Genomic DNA, 21,788 nt, shown 5'->3' with positions numbered 1-21,788 from the left:
CCCGTCTCCGAGGTCAAGACCAATCCCGAGCACCTTCACATCCTGGAAGACTGGATGCGCAGCTATAGGCCGGAAGAGCTTTTCGACGAGCAGGGCCGCTTCCGCACGGAGTTCGCGGACCTAGCTCCGGCGGGACGCCGCCGGATGGGCTCGAACCCGAACGCCAACGGCGGCGTCCTCACGGTGCCGCTGAAGCTCCGGGACTTCGCGACCTATCAGGCAAGGTTCGACAAGCCTGCGCGGGAACGCATGGGTTCGACCGCGATCCTCGGTCGCTATCTCCGCGACATCTACGAGGACAACCCGACGAACTTCCGGCTATTCTGTCCCGACGAGACGAATTCGAACCGGCTGGGCGCCGTCTTCGACGTGTCGGATCGCTGCCTCGTCAGCGAGATCCTACCCGACGACGACCACGTCTCCCATGACGGCCGGGTCATGGAGGTCCTCAGCGAACATTGCTGCCACGGCTGGCTCGAAGGCTACACGCTGACCGGCCGCCACGGCCTGTTCGCCACCTACGAGGCCTTCGCGATGATCATCGACTCGATGGCGATGCAGCACGCCAAGTGGATCGAGCACGCGAAGCGGATCCCGTGGCGCGCCGACGTACCATCACTGAACTACCTGCTCACCTCGACCTGCTGGCGCAACGACCATAACGGCTTCAGCCACCAGGGGCCGGGCTTCATCGACACGATCATCCACCGCAAGCCGATCGTCGCGCGCGTCTACCTGCCGCCGGACGCGAACTGCCTTCTGTCCGTCGCCGATCACTGCTTCAGGAGCCGCAACTACCTGAACCTGATCGTGATCGACAAGCAGCCGCAGCTGCAGTGGCTGACGATGGACGAGGCGAAGGCGCACTGCGCGGCGGGCGCGGGAATCTGGGACCTCTACAGCCACCAGCCAGAAGAGCCGGACATCGTGCTGGCCTGCGCCGGCGACATCCCGACGCAAGAGGTGATCGCCGCGGCCTGGATGCTGCGCCGCCTCGCGCCGGACCTGAAGGTCCGCGTCGTCAACGTCGTCGATCTCATGCGGCTCTGCCCGAGCGACCGACATCCCCATGGCATGAGCGACGCCGACTTCGTGCAGATCTTCACCCCGACGGCACCGGTGCTGTTCGTCTTCCACGGCTATCCGGGCGTGATCCACGATCTGCTGCACGGGAGGGACGCGCATGAACGCTTCCATGTCCGCGGCTACCTCGAGGAAGGCACGACGACGACGCCGTTCGACATGGTGGTCCTCAACAGGATCAGCCGCCTGCATCTCTGCCTCGACGTGGCGTCCTACGTGCCGGACGATTTCTGCGACAGCGTCACGGTGAACGGGCATTGTCTGGCCCTCCTGTCCGAGCACCATGCTTACATCCGGGAGCACTTCGACGATCTGCCCGAGATCAAGGATTGGGTTTGGTCGGATGAAGGCTCGACCCGCCGCGACGCGTGAAAGGGGGCGCGGCGGCGGCGCGCTGTCGCTGCCGCCGAGGCTCCGCAGTGACGGAACACGCAATCCCAGGGCTCGCATGCAGTGGGTACGGCCACTTGCATCGTCTCCAAGCGTAGCCGTCCGCGATGTCGGCCACTCAAGGGCGACCCGAGGCGCCCTAATGGGATCGCCCCGGCGCCCGCGGGCTTTTGGGAAACCTTGCCGAGGTCACCCTCGGCAAGGGAATTGGCTGTCGACGGTGTCGTCAGGTTAGTAGCGGCACGTCCGATGATGATGGCCGTAGCGGTAGTGGCATCGACGACCGTGAAAGTAGCCGGGTCGGATGCCCAGGGCGCCGTTTACGGTGCCGACGCCGGCGCCGACAGCCCCGCCGACGACGGCCCCCAGCGGACCGGCCGCGCGGTTTCCGCGATGGGCTCCTTCTTCGGCGCCACCCACGAGCCCCTGGGCCAGCGTAACGGTCGGAAGGGCGATTGCGGAGCCCAGGCACAGTGCGATTACGTGACGAAATTTCATCTCAGATTCCTCGATCTTGTTCGGCTTGCGGCGCGGCGCTATCGCTCGGCCATAGGCCTTCGTATGGCAGGGGCAGGGCACCAGGCATCCGACTACCGAATACCGATGGTGCGACGCCCGATCACCTATGCGCGCATCAGATCACCATGATGTTGTTTTCGACGTCGGTGACGCCGGCCGCCGACCACGCCGTCGTCGCGGCCAACCGCCGATCGTACGGCGTGTGAACCTCGCCGCTTAGACGCACCTTTCCGAACTCGGCACTTACGGTGATTGTCGCCGGATCGAAGAACCAGGAGCGATGCATGGCGTGCATGATGTCGTCGCTGATGTTCACGACATCGACCGTGGGCTTTATCGTGATCTGGTTCGATACCCCTATCACGCCGAACAAGCGACGGACGTCCTGCTCCGCTGCGTCTCTTTGAAAAAACCAGTCGACTTCGCCTGATAAGGCGACCCAACCCTTCTCGACCTCAACCTTCACGGCATTGCGCGGAACGGACACGTCCCAGGCGAGCCGATCCGCGACCTTCGCCGCGATATCCGCATCGTCGCGCTCGGTTTCAAGTGAGAGGCGCACCTCGATCTCCTCGGCGACGGCGCGAACGCCTTTGACAAGCGTGGCGGCCGCTCCCGCGGCATGTTTCTCGGCGAAGGTGCCGACGTGGCCGGTAAGCGTGACGACGCCATGATCCGCCGTCACGCCGATGTGCGCCGCATTCACGCTGGGTTCCCAGCGCAGGGCTTCAAGGACTTCTCTTTGCAGCTTTTTATCTTGAGACATGGAATGCTCCAAACGATCGACACGAAAGCTTCGTGGTCGGGACGTGCCGGTAATCCCGCTACGAAGACGATGCCTGCCGGCCGCGTCGACAGCCTTGATCTCGATCAACCGAGCAACGCGTTTTGCGTCGCGCCACCGCTTCGGCTTCAGGGATCGGCACGAGACGCGCCTCAAGCGATGGCGAGGCGCCTGAACGCGAGGATCTTCACGGTGTCCAGAATCAGCGCGAACAACGACGCGGCGACGAACATGCCCGCGATGATGGTGGCGGGAAGCGGCGCCATCAGGATGCCGTTACGGGCTAGGACAGCGATCAGCGTCAGATCGACGAGCGAGGAGACGACGAGCCATTTTCCGGGTGCCGAACTCCAGAGGTGACGGCGCTCGCGGGACACGTAGAATAACGCCTGACCGCTGAACACGAGCGTAACCACAGTCAGCGTTCTCAGGGTGAGCGGGTCCAGGCCGAGCGAGAACTTACCCGTGACGAGGCAGGCCGCGCAGAACGTCAGATCGACCATACCCATCACGATGCCGGCGATCGTCAGGCTGCCGATCTTCCAGACGCTCGGGTTCGGGGATGGCCGCACGTTGTCGGTGGACGACGACATCGCGAGGATGTCGCCCGTCACCATCATCAGCACCATCAGCATCGGCGTGAGGATGGCCTGGCCTGTCAGGACCAGGCCGAAGCCGAGGAACAGCACCTGGACGACCTTATGCACGATCGTGCGCAGCGTGTATGTCAGGATGCGTTGGTAGGTGGCGCGCCCCTCCTTGACGGCCGCGACGATGCCACCGAGCCCGGGTTCGGTAAGCACGAGGCCTGCCGAGGATTTGGCGACGTCGGTCGCCGTAGACACCGCGATGCCCATCTGCGCCTGTCGAAGCGCCGGCGCATCGTTGGCGCCGTCGCCACACATTCCGACAACGTGTCCGGATTTTTGCAGGGCCTTGACGAGGCTGTACTTGTCCTCAGGCAGAACACCGGCGAAGACGGCGAAATCCTGCGCGTGGAGATCCGAAGGAACGGGCGACGTAGCCCAGACCTTGCCCGAGATGCCGATGGTCTTCGCGACCACGGTAGCCGTGATCGCGCTGTCGCCGGTGACCATGACGGTCCGCACCCCAAGCCTTTCCAGTTCATCGACGAGCGCCGCGGAGTCGTCGCGAGGCGGATCGCTCAACGCGATGAAGCCGGCGAGTTGCATCGCCGCTTGGGGTCCAGCCGCGACAGCGAGGATGCGGAATCCCTGACCTTGCAGTCCGTCGACGATTGACGATGCGTCGGACGGACAGCGGGCGATGCTCTGAACCGCCGAGAACGCACCCTTGACGATGCGTGTCACGCTCCCGTCCGCCTGACGCACCGTTGCCTCGGCCCGCTTTTCCGTAGGGTCGAAAGGGACGAACCCGAGTAGCACCGGCGCGTCCGCGACTGGTCTTTGCTTCGCCGCTGCCTGGATGGCGCCATCGACCGGGTCCTGACCGCCGACGGAACTCGCCAGACCCGCCAGGGCCAAGACGTGGTCCTCGTCGAAGCCAGGTATCGCATGGATGCTGACGACTGCGAGCGCGTTGCGCGTCAACGTCCCGGTCTTGTCCGAGCAGAGGATGTCGATGCCGCCGGCCTCGTCGACGGCTGAAAGGCTCGTCGGCAGAACGCCTTTCCGTGCCAGGGACCGCGCACCGACCGCTGAGGCAAGCGTGAACATCGAAGGCAACGCGACCGGGATCGAGGACAGGACCGCCACGAGGACGAGGGGGATGATGTCGGCGAGCGGCATGGGCAGGAGCGACGCGTATGTCGTCAGAAGAACCGTGACGGCGCCGTTGAAGATCACCAGGTTGCGCACGACCCTGAGGATCGCCTTCTGCTGCGAGCTTTCGACCTTCGCACTTCGCACGAGTTCCGCGGTGCGCCCGAACTTGGTGCGCGATCCCGTCGCGGTCACGTGCGCCTCGGCCTCTCCGCGTTTCACCAGGGCTCCAGCATAGGCGTTCGTGCCGGCCTCGGCTTCGACGGGCAGCGACTCGCCGGTCAGCATCGATTGATCGAGCAGGACGGATCCCGAACACACGCAGACGTCCGCCGCCACCACGGACCCGAGCGACAGCTTTATGAGATCGCCAGGCACGAGACCGGACGCCGGCATCAGGGTCCAGATCCCATCGCGCCGCACCGAGGCCACGAGGGCCAGTCGCGACTTCATCGCGTCGAGCGTCGCCTGCGCCCGACCTTCCTGTATAAAGCCCAAACCCGCGTTGAAGATCAGCAGGAAGGCGACGACGCCGGCTTCGACATACTCGCCAAGGCCGAGCTGCAGGAGGATCGCGGCTTCCAGCATCCAAGGCACTGGCGCCCATAGCTTTCCTAAGGCCCTCCTGACCGGATGCTCGGCCACGTCGGCGATGGCGTTGGAGCCGAGCTGCGCCACCCGGATCGATGCCTCGCTGTTCGTCAGGCCGATGTCGAGGATCGGCTTACTTTGTCCGGCGGACATGGAAAGTTGAAGCGTCACGGCGAAGTTCCTCCGAATGCGAGGCGCACTCGTACACGCCTGATCGCGTCGTCGGTTTGATCTCGATCATTTCTCGGCTTTGTGATCGGGCGAACGGCTTATCCCGTCGACCGCTTGATCGAGATCAAGGTCCGCTGCGGCAAGACCCGCCAAACGGAGCCATGCACTCCGATCGACGGAGCGGCGGAGAATCCATCATGGCGACATGGCACAAGCAGCGTGACGAACGGCAACGACGCCTGGAAGCAGCAGGCCGCCTGGCGACCGGGAAGATCGTCCACGCCGGAGATACCAAGAGTCTTTTCGAAGCGGTGATCCGCCCGGGTGACCGAGTCTGCCTCGAAGGCGACAACCAGAAGCAGGCCGATTTCTTCGCTGAGGTCCTGGCGGGCGTCGACAAGTCGATCGTCCACGATCTGCACATCGTCCAGTCGGGCATCGTGCTCCAGGCGCATCTCGATCTGTTCGAGCGCGGCATCGCGAGAAAGCTCGACTTCTCCTATTCCGGGCCGCAGGGCGCGGCGATCGCGCGGGCGCTGTCGGCCGGCAAGATCGAGCTCGGGGCGATCCACACCTACATCGAGCTCTATGCCCGCTACTTCATGGATCTGACGCCCAACGTCGCCCTCCTGGCGGCGGTCTGCGCCGATCGCGACGGCAACCTCTACACCGGGCCGAACACCGAGGACACGCCGACGATCGTCGAAGCGACGGCGTTCAAGTCGGGCATCGTGATCGCCCAGGTCAACAAGATCGTCGACAAGGTGCCACGCGTCGACATTCCCGGCGACCGCGTCGACTTCGTCGTCGAAGCGGATCGTCCGTTCTACGTCGAACCATTGTTCACGCGCGATCCCGCGAACGTCACCGAGGGCCAGATTCTGATGGCCATGATGGCGATCAAGGGGATCTATGCCGAATACGGCGTGAAGCGCCTCAACCACGGCATCGGCTTCCCCACGGCCGCGATCGAACTGCTGCTGCCGACCTACGGCGAGCGGCTTGGCCTCAAGGGGAAGATTGCGACGACCTGGGCGCTCAACCCGCATCCGACCCTCATCCCCGCCATCGAGAGCGGCTGGGTGGAGCAGATCCACTGCTTCGGCAGCGAGGTCGGCATGGACGACTACATGGCGGCACGCAGCGACGTCTACTTCACGGGCCATGACGGGTCGCTGCGCTCGAACCGGATGATGTGTCAGAACGCCGGGCTTTACGCCTGCGACATGTTCATCGGCTCGACCCTGCAGATCGATCTCGCCGGTAACAGCTCCACCGTCACGCCCGGCCGCATCGCCGGCTTCGGGGGTGCTCCGAACATGGGGGCGGATTCGCACGGCCGCCGCCATCCCACCGACCCTTGGCTGAAGGCCGGCCGCGAGGCCTCGGACGGTCCCGCCGCCCTTACCCGCGGCCGCAAGTTGGTGGTGCAGGTGCTGGAGACCTTCGGCGAGAAGATGGTGCCGAACTTCGTCGAAAAGCTCGACAGCCTGGAGTTGGCAGAAAAGCTCAACCTCGAATTGGCGCCGGTCATGATCTACGGTGACGACGTCACCCACATCGTTACCGAGGAAGGCATCGCCAACCTGCTCCTCTGCCGCGGCCCCGCCGAGCGCGAGCAGGCGATCCGCGGCGTCGCGGGCTTCACCGACGTCGGTCGCGGCCGCGATCGCGCCGCCGTCGAGGCGCTGCGCCAGCGCGGCATCATCCGCCGTCCCGAAGACCTTGGGATCGAGATCTTGGATGCCAACCGTCAACTCCTCGCCGCGCATTCGATCGAGGATCTCGTGACCTGGTCGGGCGGCCTCTACCGCCCACCGTCTAAGTTCAGAAATTGGTAGGAGGACACACTTTGGAAAAGATCGAAGTCCGGGGCACCGCGAAACGGCGCGTGCCAGGCACCAGCCTGCGGGCGATCACCGGCGTCAGCGCCTCCGGCAACCTCGAGGTGCTCGTCGAGCGGGTCATGCCCGACCGCGAATGCATGGTCGAGGTAACGACCGCCGTCGCCGGCTTCGGCGACATCTGGCGCGCCGTGATCGAGGAATTCTTCGAACGCGGCGCGCCAGGCGGGCTCCGCTTCTCGATCAACGACGGCGGCGCCCGTCCCGACACGGTAACCTTGCGTCTCATGCAGGGCGTTCGACTCATGGAGACGACGAAATGACCGGCCTGTTGCCCGCTCACGAGCAAGATTGGTACGAGGCCTCCGCCCGCGAGCGCATCGCGGGGCTGCTCGACCCCGGAAGTTTCGTCGAGGTTCTCGGTCCCGAGCAACGCGCCATGAGCCCGCATCTCGCGCAGTTCGACCTCACCGGTGCCTTCGATGACGGGTTGGTCGTTGGCCGAGGCCTGCTCGACGGCAAGGCGGTCCTGATCGCGGCGCAGGAGGGACGCTTCCTCGGTGGCGCCTTCGGCGAAGTGCATGGCGCCAAGCTTGTCGGCCTTTTGCGCGCGGCGCGCGACGGCGCCAAGGAAGGCGGTCCGCAATCGGTGCTGCTGCTGCTCGACACCGGCGGCGTCCGTCTTCAGGAGGCCAACGTGGGCGAACTCGCGATCTCCGAGATCATCCGCGCCATCGTCGAGGCGCGCATCGCCGGAATCGCCGTCATCGCGCTCGTTGGCGGCCGTTCGGGCGCCTTCGGTGGCGGCGGCATCGTCACCGCCTGCTGCTCCCGCATCGTCGTCTCCGAGCACGCCCGGATCAGCGTCAGCGGGCCCGAGGTGATCGAGACCAACAAGGGTGTCGAGGAGTTCGATTCCAAGGACCGGGCGTTGGTCTGGCGGGTCACGGGTGGTCGCACCCGTAGATTGACCGGCGGCGCGGACCGCTACGTGAAGGGCCGCGTCCAGGATTTCCGCGACGCGGCGATTGCGCTCGTGGAAAAGGCGCCGCCCCTCACGATCGCCACGCTGCAGGCCGAGCAGCGGAGGCTTGCGGAACGCCTGCGGCTCTACGGCGACGCCAAGGATGCTCCCGAGATCTGGGAGAAGGCCGGGCTGAGCGATCCCACTCACATGGCCGACCTCACCGACGATCAATTTCTTGCCCTCCCGATGCCGAAGGAAGCCGATCATGACGCTCGATGATCTCATCGCCTCGATGTTCCCCGCCGGCCATGCGGTGAAGCGCGGCCTCCGCAGTACCGTCCACGGCGCGGGCCGCCTGGAGGACGGTACCGAGGTCGCATTGATCGGCATCGTCGATCGGACGCCGCTGACGATCGATGCCGCGATCGAGGTCGCCGGCTACGTGCTCTCGGTGATCGAGAAAGGCGGCACCACCCCCATCCTCGTACTGGTCGACACGGCGAGCCAGAACATGGCGCGCCGCGACGAGCTGCTCGGCCTCAACGAGTACCTCGCGCACCTCAGCAAGTGTCTGACCCTTGCCGCCCTCGAGGGGCATCGCACCATCGGCATCCTCTACGGCCACGCGGCGGCGGGAGCGCTCATCGCGACGGCCCTGTCGACGCAGGTCCTCGTCGCCTTGCCGGATGCCGAGCCAAGCGTGATGGACCTTCCCTCGATCTCGCGGGTGACGAAGCTGCCGCTGGACAAGCTGACCGAGCTGGCGAAATCCACGCCCGTCTTCGCGCCCGGCCTCGAGCCTCTCTTTGCCGTCGGCGCGGTCACCGTGAGGTGGGACGCCACTAAACCGTTAGCGGCGCAGCTGCTAACGGTTCTGCAGGCTCCGCTCGCCCAACACGATCCACGCGATGCGATCGGCCTGGAGCGCAAGGGCCGGCTCCTGGCGGCACCCATCGCGGCTCGGGTCGCGATGGAGGCGAACGCGCATGGTTGATCCGGTCTTGACGCCACGAAGCGGCTGGCGCCGGCACGATCTCCTACGCGTCGCTCCGTCCGCGTGGGGCACCATGCTGATCGCCCGTCCCGATCTCGCGCAGCTGCCGTTCGTGAAGGATTGGGCCGGGCGGGGATGGCCGGTGATGGTCCGCCGCGCGATGGACGGGGACGATCCCGCCATGGTTCCGATCGGCATACCCTTGCCGCCGGCGGCAGGGAAGCTCCGAATCGGCCTCGTCGCTCCGGAGCGTGACATCACCGCTCACACGGCTCCGCCTCCGTTGCGGGTCGTGCAAGCTTCAGCGCCCGTATCCTGGAAGCCGACGATCGCCGCTCTGATCGAACTCGGCGCCGATCACGGCGTCGATCCGCAACTCTTCGGAAGCCTGCTATGGCAGCACGAGACCGGCCTGACCTACCTCTCCGCGACGTCGGACCTCGACCTGCTCTGGCCCGTTGCGGACGGCTGCGACGTCCGTGCTCTCTTGGATGGCATCGCGAGCGTCGAACAGGCTGCGCCGGTTCGCATCGACGGCGAACTCGTCTTCGCTGACGGTAGGGCCGTCAACTGGCGTGAGTTTTGGACCGTGATCCGCCAGGCGGTGGCGGGCACCATCCTCGTCAAGACGAACGGCGGCGTCAGCTTGCAGGATGTCGAGGGCGTCATCCTTGGACGCGCCGCATGAGAACCGCCGAGAGGATCAAGGTCGCGGGTGTTCGCGAGGCGAACCCATCGGCCGACCGACGTTGCGCCGAGATGATCGGGGCCCGCGCGACGGGCGCGCTGATGCTTGAACTCGCGACCTGGCCGAAGCCTGGACTCGTCAGCCATGTCGACACGGGGAGCCATAGCGACATGGATGCGGCGATGCTCACCGCGAGCGCGGAAGCGCTGCGTCCGTTCTTCGTCGAGCTCGCCGCGGCCGGACAGCAAAGATGCGCGATGAACGACCTCCGTCGTATCGGATTGCGCGCCGAGGTCGCGATGCTCGAGGCCACGCAGGGCGTCAACACCCATCGCGGCGCCATCTTCGGCCTGGGCCTGCTCTGCGCCGCCGCGGGCGCGACGACCACCTTGACCGCCGTCGGTCCCCTGGTCGCAGCGTCGAATCTCGGCAGGACCGTCGCCCAGGTATGGGGCGACGAGATCCGGCTTGGTCCGATCCCCCTGTTCAGCCACGGCAGCGCGGTCTTGCGGCAGCATGGAGCGGGCGGTGCGCGGGCCGAAGCGGGCAGCGGGTTTCCCAGCGTCTACGGGATAGGGCTGCCGTCGCTGCGGATCGGACGACTGCTGGCTGGGGCGGACGCCGATGCCCCGGCCGTGCATGCTTGCTTCGCCCTGATCGCGGCCGTTCGCGACACCAACCTCCTGCATCGCGGCGGCGAGGACGGCGCGAGCTTTGCCGCGGCGGCCGCACGGGCGTTCCTGTCGGAAGGCGGCGTCGGAACGCCGGACTGGCGTGAACGGGCGATCGCCGTGCACGCCGCGTTCGTCGCCGGGAACCTCAGCCCGGGCGGCTGCGCCGATCTCCTCGCCATGACGCTGTTCGTCGACGCCCTCGATACCGGAACCGATCTCACATGACCGAAGTCCTCCTCAATTCCCTTGTTCCGATCTTCGCCATCATCGCGCTCGGATATTTTGCCGGATGGGTCCGAGACATCGACAACCATCATGTGGCAGAGCTGAACGCCTTGGTGATGGACTTCGCATTGCCAGCATCGCTGTTCGTCGCCACCGCGTCGACGTCGCGCGCCATGCTGCTCGCGCAGTGGCCGTTGCTCGTCGTGCTCATCATCCCGATGCTGGCCCTCTACGGGCTCTGCTACTGGATGCAACGCCGCTTGTTCCGCCTGGAGTCCAGCGCCGCGTCGGTCCAGGCCCTGACGATCTCGCTGCCGAACTTCGCGGCCGCCGGACTTCCGCTGATCGCCGCCGTGTTCGGCTCGACGAACACGATCTACGTCGCCCTGGCGATCGCCGCCGGCGCCATCGTCCTCTCGCCGCTGACCCTCGCCATCCTCGAGGCCAACAAGGCCGCCGCGGCCGGCGAGACCGGCTTCGGCATCCTGGTGCCCGCTCTCGCGCGATCCTTGACCAAGCCGATCGTGGTCGGACCGATCGCGGGCATCGTGTTCTCGCTCATCGGCATCCCGCTGCCCGACTACGTCGTGCACGCCTTCCAGCTCATCGGACAGACGGCGGGCGGCGTCGCGTTGTTCCTGACCGGGCTGATCCTGTCCGCCCAGAAGCTGCTGCTGAACCGCAACGTCATCAGCGCCGCCCTGATCAAGAACGTCGCGCACCCGCTGATCGCGGTCGGACTGATCATGCTGGTGCCGATGCCCCACGACACGGCGCGGGCGGCGATCCTGCTCAGCGCCCTGCCATCGGGCTTCTTCGGCATCCTGTTCGGCCTGCGATACGGCGTCGACTCGCGCGAGGCCGGCTCGACCTTGATCGTGAGTTCCGTCTTCAGCGTGCTGACGCTTGCCGGAGTCCTCGTTCTGACGGCGGGCTCCTGATGCGCGGAACGTTGGCGATCCTCTGTTCCGGACAGGGCGGCCAGCACGCCGGCATGTTCGATCTCGTCGCCGGAAGCGCCGAGGCCGAACCGGTCTTCGCCGCGGCCGCTGCTTTGCTTGGACAAGACCCCCGGCGCTTCGTGCGCGAGGCCGAGCACGACGCCCTGTTCACCGATCGGGTCGGACAGATCCTTTGCTGCACCCAGGCGATGGCGGCCTGGGCGGCGCTCGGCGACAGCCGCCCGACGCACGCGACCGTCGCCGGCTACAGTGTCGGTGAGCTGGCGGCATGGGGATGCGCGGGCAGCCTGACGATGCCGACCACGCTGAAGCTGGCGGAGAAGCGCGCGGCGGCGATGGACGCGGTAGCGCCCGAGGACGGCGGCCTCGCCGCAATCGTCGGTCTACGCCGTCCGCGGTTGGAGGCGAGCCTGGAAGAGCACGGGACCACTATCGCGATCATCAACGGCATCGACAGCTTCGTGATCGGTGGCCACCGCGCCGCGCTGACCGCATCCTGCACCGACGCGCAGGCCGCTGGCGCGACGCACACGGTGATGCTGCGCGTCGCCATTCCCTCGCATACGCCTCTGCTTGCGGCCGCCTCGCCGGTGTTCCGCCGCGATCTCGAAGATGTCGCGCCGTCCCCTCCTTCGACCGGCTTTCGGCTCCTGAGCGGAGTCGACGGTGACGAAGTGCTGGATGTCGGCGCCGGCTGCGACAAGCTGGGCCGGCAGATTAGCACGCCGATCGACTGGGAAGCGTGCCTCGATAGCTGCAGATCGAGCGGTGCCGCGCGCGCCCTCGAGCTCGGACCAGGCAACGCGTTGAGCCGAATGGCCGCATCGTTCTTCCCCGACGGACACGCGCGATCCACGGCGGACTTCCGGACGCTCGCAGGCCTCAAGGCCTGGCTGGCCCGCGAAGACGCATGATTTCGGGATCCCGATACGAGCACACGATGCTTTGTCAGGGATCAAACCACCGCTCTCATGGACCGGCTTGATCCTGATCAAGGTGGTTAGACGGGCGCAGGCCTATCGTGCGGCTGTTGATGGAATGGTCTCATAATGCCGCACCCAGGACTTGATGTCATGACAGAGCCTTTCGCGACCACTCGCCCGATCGATCCCTCGGCGTCTAAGTCGACGCGCGACACGCAAGCGCCACGGGAGGTCAAGCCGCTCTTCCTCTTCGCCTGGCTGCTGTGCGCGATCTTTTACTTCTTCCAGTATGCCGTGCGCTCCTCGCCGGGCGTCATGCAGTTCGAACTGACGAACGCGTGGGGCGGCAACCACATCGGCACGATGATCTCGGCCTATTACGTCGCCTATGCGCTCATGGCGCTGGTGGCAGGCGTCCTGCTCGACCGCTACGGCGCCCGCAACACCATTCCCGTGGGCATCGCGATCGTTGGCGTCGGGTGCTTAGTCTTTGCCCAAGGGAGCGAAGCCGCCGGCATGGTCGGTTTCGTCCTGCAGGCCATCGGCGCCATCTTCGCCTTCATCGGCTCGTCCTACGTCGCCGCCCGTTACCTTCCAGCGCGCATGCTGGCGCTGTTCGTCGGCTTCACCCAGTGCCTCGGGATGGCGGGCGCGGCCTTCGGCTCCAAGCCGGTCCACATGGCGATCGACCCCGCCGGGCGGTACATGGTCCCGTGGCAGCACGTGTGGGTGGCGTTCGCCATCGCCGGCTTCGTCCTATCCGTCGTGACCTGGATCGTCATGCCCCGCGAAAAGGGGGACAGCCCCAGCCACCACGGCGCGCTGTCCATTGGCGCGCTGATGCAGCCCTTCAAGATCGTGTTCGGCAACCCGCAGAGTTGGCTCGCGGGCATCGTGGGCGGGCTGCTGTTCCTACCGACGACGATCGGCGCGTTGGTTTGGGCCACCTCGTTCCTCAACGCCGGCGAGCACATGTCGATGGCGGATGCGGCCTCCGATGCCGCAATGGTACCGATCGGCTGGGTCATCGGATGCCCGCTGCTCGGCTACGTCTCCGACCACCTCGGTCGCCGCAAGCCGGTGCTGATCGTCGGAGCCCTGGTGATGCTCGGCGCCGGCCTTGCCGCCATCTACGTTCCCGTGGGAACGCTGCCGCGTTACTCCGTGGCGCTGATACTCGGCATCGCGTCCGGCGCGGCGATGATCCCGTTCTCGATGATGAAGGAAGTCAATCCCGCGCAGGTCAAGGGCACGGCGGCGGGCGTAATGAACTTCCTCGTCTTCGTGACGACCGGCATCATGTCTCCGTTCATCTCGCGCCTGATGCTACCGGCCCAAGGGGTCCCGCTCACGCTCGCCGAGTTCCAGAACGCGTTCCTGCCCTTGGTCGGCGGTGTCGTCCTCGCGATCATCCTGAGCGTCTTCCTGAGGGAGACCGGCTCGCGCGCAGCTGTGCCGGCTGGTCCCTTGGTCGGCGGCGTCGCTCGCATCGGGGTCGGACAAGAGCGCTAGGTTTCAAGTCGCGCGCGGACCCAAGCTGCATTTCCTCGATCGGAACAAGATGATGCACGTCACGATCTTCAGCACCAAGCCATACGATCGCGTTTTCATGGACGCCGCGGGCGGCGGGCACCGCCTGACATACGTCGAGGCGCGCCTCACACGGGACACGTGCGTCTTGGCGCGCGGCGCACAGGCCGTATGCGCGTTCGTCAACGACGTGGTGGACGCGGCGGTACTGGATGCGCTCAAGGACATGGGCATCCGTTTGGTGGTTCTTCGGTCGGCCGGGTTCGACAACGTGGACCTCGCTGCCGCAAAACGATGCGGCATCACCATCGCGCGCGTCCCGGCCTATTCCCCCGAAGCCGTCGCGGAACACGCCGTGGCGCTGATGCTGTCGCTGGACCGCAACATCCACCGGGCCTATGTGCGCGTCCGCGAGGGGAACTTCGCCCTTGAAGGGCTGCTGGGATTCAATCTTCACGGGCGGACCATCGGTGTCGTCGGGACCGGACGCATCGGCGCGGGCGTCGCCAGGATCATGCTGGGCTTCGGATGCAGGGTCGTGGCCTTCGATCCGGTGCGTGACGCCGACTGCGAGGCTCGCGGTGTGACCTACATGCCGCTCGAGGACGTCCTGGCGGCGGCGGACATCGTGACGCTGCATTGTCCGCTGACGCCCGCCACGCGTCACCTGATCGACAAGGAGGCGATCACGCGGATGAAGAGGGGCGTGATGCTGATCAACACGAGCCGGGGCGCCATCGTCGAAACCGGAGCCGTCATCGAGGCGCTCAAGGATGGTTCGATCGGTCACCTCGGGCTCGACGTCTACGAGGAGGAGGAAACCCTCTTCTTCGAAGATCTCTCGGACCACGTCATCCAGGACGACGTCTTCGAACGTCTCGTCACGTTTCCCAACGTGCTCGTCACGGGCCATCAGGGCTTCTTCACCACGGAGGCTCTGGCGGCGATCGCGGAAACGACCATCGCCAACGTCACGATGTTCGAGAGCGCGGGCAAAGCCTTGCACGAGGTGGTCTGACGCCGTCGCGACGCCGCTTCGAGATCATTCACGTCCGCGGGATCGATGGGCCAGTGCGGCATCACGGGATGGTCCCCGAGTTTGCCGTTCTGCAGCTTGTCGGCCAAGTCTTTCATCGAATGAGCCGCCCCAGCGTGCGGAACGGCGGCGCTGCTCGGACAGGCGAGTCGCGGACGAGACCCGCGGCGTGGCGCCGCGCACAATTCTCTTCGGCGATCCGAAACCCGCGTCCTTCTTCGTACTTCGATGCGGCGGCGGGACTGTCGAGCGTCGTGAGAATAGCCAAGGCGACTAGCGTCCATGATGAGACCATCCTGAAACTCATTTGGTGCTACCTGAACGAAGCACCGAAGGTAGGGTCTATGTGCGGAACGGACTTGAGGTGGATCAAGTCAGACGTCGGACTCGATACCCGGCAGACGGGAGCGCGCCCGCGCCATCTGTCGAGCGATGCACTGCCCTCGGCTCGTCATCGATCACGTATCACGTGCTGGGGTCAGCTTGTAAGAGGCCGCTCGAAACCCTTCAGCGACGTCATCGGGACGCGATGCGGATGTGTGGCGGCATGGCCCAGCCGGATACCACGATTCGGTTTCTACCGCCCCGCTTGGCCCCGTAGAGCGCCGTATCGGCGGCCGCGACGATGCCCTTGTCGTCAGCGATCCCTCGGAACGGCATCTGAGCGACGCCGCCGCTGACGGTCAGGATGCCATGCGCGTTTGCCTCGTGGTCAAGCCGGAAGCCGGCGACCGCCGCCCTGATCCGGTTCGCCACGAACTCGGCGCTGGCCAGCTCCGTGTCCGGGAAGATGACCGCGAACTCCTCGCCGCCGATCCGGCATGCGATGTCGCCCGTGGGATCGCTTCCCGCCGCGATCGCGCGAGCGATCACCCTGAGCGCCTCGTCACCCTTCTGATGGCCATATCGATCGTTGAAGCCCTTGAAGCAATCCGCATCGAGCAGAAGAAGGGACAGGGGCCGTCCGGTCCGTAGGGCGCGACGGACCTCGCGCGCCAGCACCTCGTCGAACCTTCGACGGTTGAACAGTCCGGTGAGGGCGTCGGTCGTCGCGAGTTTCTCCAGTTCGGCGTTGACGGCCGCGGTCGCCCGTTCTGCTAGGTCTCTGCGCCCGAGCTCCCTTCGCAACAGCCAGGATAGGATCATCGTGACTCCGCAGAGGCAGAGGACGATCCCGCCAAGACTGATCGCCTTCCATCGCCATGCCGAGAAGACCTCGTCGGGTGACAGCCCGACGCTCAGCTTCAGGGGAAGGTCGCCGACCTGCGCGAACACGAAGTACCGGTCTCCAGCCCCGACCATCGCCGGGCCGCGGAAGCTGCCGCTCCTCTCGCCCGTCATCTTCCGATAGCTGGGCGTCTCGGCCACGCTGGTGCCGATCGCCTCGGCGCTGAAGGGTTCGCGCATGACGATCAGGCCATTTGGCCCATAGAGTGTGACCGTTCCCGCACGATCTGCGCCTACGGCCGTGAAGAGGCCGCGGAAGTAGTCGAGCAGGATCGCGCCAGCGACCACGCCCGCGAACGATCCGTCCGGGGCGGAAAGCCTCCTGCTGAGAACGACGACGGGTTTCCCGCTGTTCGGCGAGATCATCGGGGGACTGATGTGGAGACTATCGTCCGAACGGCTCTGGAAGTACCGGAAGCATTCGCTATCCGCTTCGTTGAACGACATCAGGGGAGCTTGCGAACTGGCGATGGCATCACCCTTTTCGTCCAGCACGACGATCATGCCGAAGCCCTCGGCACCTGAAGTCCGGCTGAAGAGCACCTTTTGCCGCACGCTTGGCCCGAGCGCGGCTATGTCCGGCTGCTGTATTCCATCCACAACGTCGCGAAGCGCCAAGTCGAAGAGACCGATGTTACGCGCGATGTCGCGCCCCAGCAGCTGGATGAGGCTGCGGGAGGTGATGTCGGCCTGTCGAGCCGCGTCGTCGCGCAGGTCTAGGAGCAGGGCGCTCGATACGGCGCAGAGCCCCACGACGCACAAGACGTTGACAAGGCCAAGCCACCGTCCCGATTGCGTAATCCCGAGGAGCCACTGGCCGAGCCTTCGCCGTGAAACAGCGATCCGGTCCGCTCGTGTTCCGCTGCGAGTTTCCATGACGAAACAGTGGCATCGGGAGCCGAAATAAGACTTTAAAGATTGAGTACAGTTTTACAGGATCCGTGTACCTGCCCGAGCACGCGCGCCTGGCTCGGCATCGTTGGCATTTCGACATGTGCCATGAGCGGTGCCTGGCGTTCGTGGCGCCGCTTGACCGCCGAGGACGCCGACATCCCGAGCGGAGAGGCACCCCGGGACGGATATGTCCTCCGCGGGACTTCCGCGAAATCCAAGGCTGGCGTCCTTCGGCGCCTGACGTGCGATCGATCTGGCGAACCGACAGCGCTTGACGATCCGATGGGACGCGAGCCGCTGGACGAGGCTTAGAACTCCTCCCAGCTGTCGATGGCCTCGGCCGTCCGCGAACGCAACGCAACGACCGAGCCCCTGCCCACCTTGGTCCTGGGTGACGGACGGCTCGCCGACGTCGTCGTTCGCGTCGGCGATACCGACGCCATGGGCTTGCCCCCGACCTTGAAGCGTCCGATCAGTCGGGCGAGCCCTTCGCTTTCCTGTGCGAGGCTGTGGGTGGCCGCCGTCGCCTCCTCGACCATGGCCGCGTTCTGCTGCGTGACCTGATCCATCTGGTTGATCGCCGTGTTGACCTCGACGAGGGCGGCGGCCTGTTCCTCGGTGGAACCGGCGATCTCATTGACGATGATGTCGATCTCGGCGACTTGGCTCACGATCCGCCCGAGGGCTTTGCCGGTTTCATCGACGAGGTTTACGCCCGCCTCGACCTCCTGGCTCGAGGCGAGGATGAGCGTTTTAATCTCCTTGGCCGCCTCGGCTGAGCGCTGAGCGAGGCCGCGGACCTCGCTGGCCACGACTGCGAACCCGCGCCCCGCATCGCCCGCGCGGGCCGCTTCGACGCCTGCGTTCAGCGCGAGGAGGTTTGTCTGGAACGCGATCTCGTCGATCACGCCGATGATCTGGCTGATCTGGCGTGAGGACTGCTCGATGCTTCCCATCGCCCGCACGGTGCGCGCGATGACGTCTGTGGAATGCGCGGCCTCGGTCCGAGCCGTCCCGACGACCCGGCGGGCGTGCGCGGTGCCGTCCGCCGTCTTCTTGACCGAGGATGTGATCTCGGCCAGGGCCGCCGCCGTTTCCTCGAGGCTCGCAGCCTGCTGCTCCGTCCGGCGCGACAGGTCGTCGGACGCGGTGGAGATCTCGCCCGTTCCCGACCGGATCGTGCCGGTGCTCTCGGTCACGTCCCGCATCGTATCCTGAAGCTGCAGCACGGCCGCGTTGAAGTCGGCGCGAAGGCTTTCGTATTCCGGTGCGTACGGCTGGTCGAGCCGTTGCACGAGATCACCGGAGGCGAGCTTGGCCAAGGCGCCGGCTATGCCGTCCACGACCTGCGCCTGCTGCTGTGCGGCCAAGGCGCGATCCGCCTCGGCACGATACCGCTCGTCTTCCGCCTTGCGTCTGGCCTGTGTCGCGTCCGCCTCGAGACGGAGCTTCTCGATGCCGGCGTCCTTGAAGACCTGGACGGCCTGGCTCATCTCGCCGATCTCGTCGGTCTGGCCACGGGAGGGCACCTCGGTATCAAGTTCGCCCCTGGCCAGTGCCCGCATGGCCGCCGTCATGGCATTCAGCGGACGTCCCACTGCACGGCCGATCAGATAGGCCATCGCGATCCCGAGGAGCATCGAGAGGCTTCCGCAGATGCCGACGACCCACTCGGTGCGCGCCATCGCGGCGTTGCCCGCCCTGCCGGATTCGTCCGACCAGGAGGATAGCTTGCCGCGCAGGGACGCGAAGGCCTCTTCGACGGGGTTCGTAAAGGGGGCCAGTGCCGACGACGCGACCATGTCCACCGCACGTGGCCTCGTGGTCGGGTCGGATGCGAGCCTGACCTCCCCGTCCAACCCCTTCTCCAGGTAAACTTCGACCTTACGTTCGTAGGTTTCCGCCTCGCCCGAGAACTGCGGCGCGTCCTTTGCCAGAACCGCCTTCAGGTCCGCAAGCCTTGCCCGGTATGCGGAGACGTCGTTGGCGATGTGCCGCTTGTCGAGGTCGGCTCCGGTCAGCACGAACTTCCGTACGTCCGATCGTGCGCTGATCAGGTCGGTCGCGGCCCGATCGAACAGGTTGATCGCGTTGCCGGAGACGTCGTTCAGCCGCTCGATCTCTGCGAGCATGCGCGTTTGTCCAAAGACGAGGATGGAGCTTGCCGCGCTTACGATAAGGACGGTACCAAAGCCGAAGGCCAGCTTCGTGTTCAAGCGCAGGTTGGAAAACATCGTGAGGCCCCGCACTGATGCGACGACGATCCTTCCGTCCGCACCGGTGCACTTTTGCACGAACATGGTTAAGAGCATGTAATGCCGGTACGGTAGTGGGTTGTGAGCCCGTACCGCGATCGTGGAACGCTGGCAGGCTTCGTCACATCCGCCGCTGGGCCAGGACTGCACGATGATTGGTCTCGATAAGGACCCACCGGTTCCGGCGACGGCATAGCGCCGATATCCGATGGACGAGGTGGCGGCACTCGCGACCCGCTCATCCTGGACAACCAATTCTGCTTTGCTCTTTCCGCCGCTTCGCGCGCACTCACGAAGGTCAACCGGCCTCTTCTCGCAGGCCTCGGCCTTACATATCTGCAATACCTCGTCATGTTGGTCCTGTGGACCGGAGACGGACTGAGGGTGCTGGACATCGGCCAGCGTCTGGGCGTGGAGTCCGGCGCCATGACGCCGGTACTCAAGCGATTGGAAGAGCTCGGATTCGTTAAGCGTAGGCGCCGGCTCGATAACGAGCGCGAAGTCGAGGTCACGCTGACCGCTCAGGGAAGGACGTTGCGCGCCGCCGCCGTTTCGATGCAACGGCAGGTCGTGGCACGGCTCGACATGACGGATGGCGACCCCGTGAGCCTGCGCGCGACCCTCAGGGCCATGATCGCGACCTTGGACGGTTATAATGGGACTGCACGGCGGTGATCCCGTCAACTATGTCTTTAGCGAAGCCGACGGGAGCGATCTCGTCGTCGCCGGGACGACTCTCGGACGGATAGGCGTCCTTGTCTGCTAGGAGCATCTGCAGCCGCTAACGAAGTTGGCGATGTACAGCCAGGACAAGCAGTTCCACATCGTCGTGCGGCCGGGCTTCTCACCTTACAAGGATGTTGCCTATTCGCTCGGCGCGGACGTTAGTCTCGCCGCGACGCAGACCTACGCCTTGGAGGGCGGCTGCTTCGTGCTGGCGCCCTCGGCGGTGACCTCGCGGGCGATGGTCGACCTGATATCTGACACCGAGGAAAAGCGGCGCCTTTGGGCGGTAGATGGTCGGGTGCGGCATGCCGACCATGCGGGAACGTTGAGGTCTTCCCGTTCGTTCGACCCCCAACTAAAGGAGCTAAGATGAAGCGGAATATGAAGATGATGGCGGTTGCGTCGGCCGCGATGGGCATGGCGATCCTTGCCTATTCGTCGGCTGCTCAGGCGAGAGGGTTTGGCGGCGGCGGCTTCCATGGCGGGGGTCATGGTTTCGGCGGCGGACGTGGCTTCGGCGGCGGTTATGGTCGGGGCTACGGCGGTCGTGGTTATGGCCGCGGCCTGGGCTACGGGGCCGCAGGCCTTGGTCTAGGATTGGCGGCCGGCGCGATCGCCGGTGGCTACTACGGCGGTTATGGCTACGGGGACGGATATGGATACGGCGGAGGCTACGGCTATCCTGCCTATGGGTATCCTGCATACGGCTACGGCAACGGGGTCTACGGTGGCGGCTACGGCTACGGTTACGATTACTAGCGCAGATCGATAGTCTGTCCGCGGACTTTCGGAAGGGGTGCTCATCGGGCGCCCCTTTCCCTTCATGCGGCGCATCGCATCCGACGTTCACGGCGGTTGATGCCGACGCTGGTGCCGCGTCCCCTTTCAGGGCCGGCCTGCAAGTTCTTATCGGATCCTTCGGCAGATCGGTTTCCAGGACTCCGCCCGATCGAAGGACTTGGTTTCATCGGGTGACAAAGACGCGAGCGAGCGCCTTCGCGAAGATCACCTTCGCCAAACGCATCGCGGAGACGACCCGACACCTCGAAGATCTCAGAGTGCGGGGAGAAGACGAGGGCCTTCGAGAGGCAGTTGTCAGATACCTGTTCGGCGATGGGACGCGACGTCGACGAACACCCGTTCGTGACTGAAGCCGTAACGGTTCATCTGGGTTCGCCCTACAGTAGGCCGATCTGCAACGGCGGCGCGACTGGCGGCTCGCGGGATAGGCTATCGTGCCAGTCCTCCTTCGGGCCTGTAGCAACGATCCTCATCATTGGATCGGGGAGGGGCCGCTGCAGCATGGATGCCTCGGACCAAGGCGCTCGCAACCAGACGTCCCTTTCCTCGGCCGTCGACAGCAGCACCGGCATCGCTTTGGGATGGATCGGGCCGACGACTCCGTTCGGATCGGTTGTCAGAAAACCATAGAGATGGTGCTCGCCTTCGACCGGCTTTGCCTTCGTGCCGCGGACGCCGTGCCAGGTCGTCCAGATCCCCGCGAAGCCGCAGAGCGGCCGGCTGTCATCCAGGGCAAACCAAGTGGCCGTCTTCTTCGGCTTT

At 65.5% G+C, this 21,788-nt stretch carries 20 protein-coding genes and 1 pseudogene; 15 read left to right on the top strand and 6 right to left on the bottom strand.

The genetic code is table 11. From position 1 onward, the window contains the following. Positions 1–1,455 (top strand): annotated as a pseudogene (locus GSQ79_RS25240) (phosphoketolase); the annotation flags it as partial. 249 nt (positions 1,456–1,704) lie between these two features. Here the strand turns inward: GSQ79_RS25240 and GSQ79_RS25235 are convergent. The 3 genes from GSQ79_RS25235 to GSQ79_RS25225 form a co-directional block, all read right to left on the bottom strand. Next, positions 1,705–1,971, bottom strand: coding sequence for a hypothetical protein (locus GSQ79_RS25235; protein ID WP_174243270.1), 267 nt, complete (start codon positions 1,969–1,971; stop codon positions 1,705–1,707). Positions 1,972–2,107: 136 nt separating this feature from the next. After that, entirely contained in the window at positions 2,108–2,758 is a 651-nt protein-coding gene (locus GSQ79_RS25230) for a BON domain-containing protein (RefSeq protein ID WP_158811511.1), read from the bottom strand. A gap of 170 nt (positions 2,759–2,928) precedes the next feature. Beyond that, positions 2,929–5,280 carry an HAD-IC family P-type ATPase gene (locus tag GSQ79_RS25225; protein ID WP_246725576.1) on the bottom strand — a complete coding sequence of 784 codons (2,352 nt, stop codon included), beginning with the start codon at positions 5,278–5,280 and terminating at the stop codon, positions 2,929–2,931. A gap of 197 nt (positions 5,281–5,477) precedes the next feature. On the opposite strand from GSQ79_RS25225, the gene mdcA reads away from it, so the two are divergent. The 10 genes from mdcA (at position 5,478) to GSQ79_RS25175 (ending at position 15,105) form a co-directional block, all read left to right on the top strand. Further along, a complete protein-coding gene (mdcA, locus tag GSQ79_RS25220; protein WP_158811510.1) occupies positions 5,478–7,121 on the top strand; it encodes a malonate decarboxylase subunit alpha in 1,644 nt (547 codons plus the stop codon). An 11-nt stretch (positions 7,122–7,132) separates the two neighbouring features. Continuing rightward, positions 7,133–7,447: a malonate decarboxylase acyl carrier protein gene (gene mdcC, locus GSQ79_RS25215; RefSeq protein ID WP_158811509.1), complete on the top strand. Its 315-nt coding sequence runs from the start codon at positions 7,133–7,135 to the stop codon at positions 7,445–7,447. Beyond that, positions 7,444–8,370 carry a biotin-independent malonate decarboxylase subunit beta gene (locus tag GSQ79_RS25210; RefSeq protein WP_158811508.1) on the top strand — a complete coding sequence of 309 codons (927 nt, stop codon included), beginning with the start codon at positions 7,444–7,446 and terminating at the stop codon, positions 8,368–8,370. The genes mdcC and GSQ79_RS25210 overlap by 4 nt, the downstream gene beginning before the upstream one ends. Continuing rightward, a complete protein-coding gene (locus GSQ79_RS25205; RefSeq protein ID WP_158811507.1) occupies positions 8,357–9,085 on the top strand; it encodes a biotin-independent malonate decarboxylase subunit gamma in 729 nt (242 codons plus the stop codon). The genes GSQ79_RS25210 and GSQ79_RS25205 overlap by 14 nt, the downstream gene beginning before the upstream one ends. Next, positions 9,078–9,773, top strand: coding sequence for a malonate decarboxylase holo-[acyl-carrier-protein] synthase (gene mdcG, locus GSQ79_RS25200; RefSeq protein WP_158811506.1), 696 nt, complete (start codon positions 9,078–9,080; stop codon positions 9,771–9,773). The genes GSQ79_RS25205 and mdcG overlap by 8 nt, the downstream gene beginning before the upstream one ends. Further along, a complete protein-coding gene (gene mdcB / locus GSQ79_RS25195) occupies positions 9,770–10,672 on the top strand; it encodes a triphosphoribosyl-dephospho-CoA synthase MdcB (RefSeq protein ID WP_158811505.1) in 903 nt (300 codons plus the stop codon). Before mdcG ends, mdcB begins: the two co-directional genes overlap by 4 nt. After that, positions 10,669–11,613 (top strand): AEC family transporter, encoded by a 945-nt coding sequence (locus GSQ79_RS25190; protein WP_158811504.1) that lies wholly within the window; start codon positions 10,669–10,671, stop codon positions 11,611–11,613. Before mdcB ends, GSQ79_RS25190 begins: the two co-directional genes overlap by 4 nt. Continuing rightward, on the top strand, positions 11,613–12,548 hold the full coding sequence (locus GSQ79_RS25185) for a malonate decarboxylase subunit epsilon (protein ID WP_158811503.1): 936 nt from the start codon (positions 11,613–11,615) through the stop codon (positions 12,546–12,548). The genes GSQ79_RS25190 and GSQ79_RS25185 overlap by 1 nt, the downstream gene beginning before the upstream one ends. Positions 12,549–12,707: 159 nt before the next feature. Further along, complete coding sequence (locus GSQ79_RS25180) at positions 12,708–14,069, top strand: MFS transporter (protein WP_158811502.1); 1,362 nt, start codon at positions 12,708–12,710, stop codon at positions 14,067–14,069. 52 nt (positions 14,070–14,121) lie between these two features. Next, positions 14,122–15,105 carry a 2-hydroxyacid dehydrogenase gene (locus GSQ79_RS25175; protein WP_158811501.1) on the top strand — a complete coding sequence of 328 codons (984 nt, stop codon included), beginning with the start codon at positions 14,122–14,124 and terminating at the stop codon, positions 15,103–15,105. Positions 15,106–15,639: 534 nt separating this feature from the next. Here GSQ79_RS25175 and GSQ79_RS25170 read toward each other — a convergent pair. Then, positions 15,640–16,854, bottom strand: a complete 1,215-nt coding sequence (locus GSQ79_RS25170) for a diguanylate cyclase (protein WP_158811500.1) — start codon at positions 16,852–16,854, stop codon at positions 15,640–15,642. Positions 16,855–16,896: 42 nt separating this feature from the next. Between GSQ79_RS25170 and GSQ79_RS25165 the strand changes: the two genes are divergently transcribed. After that, positions 16,897–17,070: a hypothetical protein gene (locus GSQ79_RS25165; protein WP_158811499.1), complete on the top strand. Its 174-nt coding sequence runs from the start codon at positions 16,897–16,899 to the stop codon at positions 17,068–17,070. A gap of 482 nt (positions 17,071–17,552) precedes the next feature. Here the strand turns inward: GSQ79_RS25165 and GSQ79_RS29920 are convergent, their stop codons facing one another. Next, complete coding sequence (locus GSQ79_RS29920; RefSeq protein ID WP_256379052.1) at positions 17,553–18,866, bottom strand: methyl-accepting chemotaxis protein; 1,314 nt, start codon at positions 18,864–18,866, stop codon at positions 17,553–17,555. Between the two features lie 984 nt (positions 18,867–19,850). Between GSQ79_RS29920 and GSQ79_RS29915 the strand changes: the two genes are divergently transcribed. From GSQ79_RS29915 to GSQ79_RS25145, 3 genes are all read left to right on the top strand, one after another. Next, positions 19,851–20,174: a MarR family winged helix-turn-helix transcriptional regulator gene (locus GSQ79_RS29915; protein WP_368669975.1), complete on the top strand. Its 324-nt coding sequence runs from the start codon at positions 19,851–19,853 to the stop codon at positions 20,172–20,174. 121 nt (positions 20,175–20,295) lie between these two features. Next, positions 20,296–20,598, top strand: a complete 303-nt coding sequence (locus GSQ79_RS25150) for a hypothetical protein (protein ID WP_158811498.1) — start codon at positions 20,296–20,298, stop codon at positions 20,596–20,598. Continuing rightward, on the top strand, positions 20,595–20,984 hold the full coding sequence (locus tag GSQ79_RS25145; RefSeq protein ID WP_158811497.1) for a hypothetical protein: 390 nt from the start codon (positions 20,595–20,597) through the stop codon (positions 20,982–20,984). Before GSQ79_RS25150 ends, GSQ79_RS25145 begins: the two co-directional genes overlap by 4 nt. 419 nt (positions 20,985–21,403) lie before the next feature. Here the strand turns inward: GSQ79_RS25145 and GSQ79_RS29910 are convergent. After that, positions 21,404–21,788: SOS response-associated peptidase family protein (locus GSQ79_RS29910; RefSeq protein ID WP_246725575.1), on the bottom strand; the 385-nt coding region annotated here is incomplete at its 5' end.

It is taken from the genome of Beijerinckia sp. L45, from assembly GCF_009765775.1.
Taxonomy (GTDB): domain Bacteria; phylum Pseudomonadota; class Alphaproteobacteria; order Rhizobiales; family Beijerinckiaceae; genus RH-AL1.
The sequence above is the reverse complement of the archived record's forward strand: the minus strand, read 5'-3'. Positions and strand labels throughout refer to the sequence as shown.

Coding starts and splice junctions, on each gene's coding strand:
- GSQ79_RS25235 (WP_174243270.1), bottom strand. CDS start 1,971: ATGAAATTTCGTCACGTAATCGCACTGTGCCTGGGCTCCGCAATCGCC.
- GSQ79_RS25230 (WP_158811511.1), bottom strand. CDS start 2,758: ATGTCTCAAGATAAAAAGCTGCAAAGAGAAGTCCTTGAAGCCCTGCGC.
- mdcA (WP_158811510.1), top strand. CDS start 5,478: ATGGCGACATGGCACAAGCAGCGTGACGAACGGCAACGACGCCTGGAA.
- GSQ79_RS25210 (WP_158811508.1), top strand. CDS start 7,444: ATGACCGGCCTGTTGCCCGCTCACGAGCAAGATTGGTACGAGGCCTCC.
- GSQ79_RS25205 (WP_158811507.1), top strand. CDS start 8,357: ATGACGCTCGATGATCTCATCGCCTCGATGTTCCCCGCCGGCCATGCG.
- mdcG (WP_158811506.1), top strand. CDS start 9,078: ATGGTTGATCCGGTCTTGACGCCACGAAGCGGCTGGCGCCGGCACGAT.
- mdcB (WP_158811505.1), top strand. CDS start 9,770: ATGAGAACCGCCGAGAGGATCAAGGTCGCGGGTGTTCGCGAGGCGAAC.
- GSQ79_RS25190 (WP_158811504.1), top strand. CDS start 10,669: ATGACCGAAGTCCTCCTCAATTCCCTTGTTCCGATCTTCGCCATCATC.
- GSQ79_RS25185 (WP_158811503.1), top strand. CDS start 11,613: ATGCGCGGAACGTTGGCGATCCTCTGTTCCGGACAGGGCGGCCAGCAC.
- GSQ79_RS25180 (WP_158811502.1), top strand. CDS start 12,708: ATGACAGAGCCTTTCGCGACCACTCGCCCGATCGATCCCTCGGCGTCT.
- GSQ79_RS25175 (WP_158811501.1), top strand. CDS start 14,122: ATGCACGTCACGATCTTCAGCACCAAGCCATACGATCGCGTTTTCATG.
- GSQ79_RS25170 (WP_158811500.1), bottom strand. CDS start 16,854: ATGATCGTCGTGCTGGACGAAAAGGGTGATGCCATCGCCAGTTCGCAA.
- GSQ79_RS29920 (WP_256379052.1), bottom strand. CDS start 18,866: ATGGCCTATCTGATCGGCCGTGCAGTGGGACGTCCGCTGAATGCCATG.
- GSQ79_RS29915 (WP_368669975.1), top strand. CDS start 19,851: ATGTTGGTCCTGTGGACCGGAGACGGACTGAGGGTGCTGGACATCGGC.
- GSQ79_RS25150 (WP_158811498.1), top strand. CDS start 20,296: ATGTACAGCCAGGACAAGCAGTTCCACATCGTCGTGCGGCCGGGCTTC.
- GSQ79_RS25145 (WP_158811497.1), top strand. CDS start 20,595: ATGAAGCGGAATATGAAGATGATGGCGGTTGCGTCGGCCGCGATGGGC.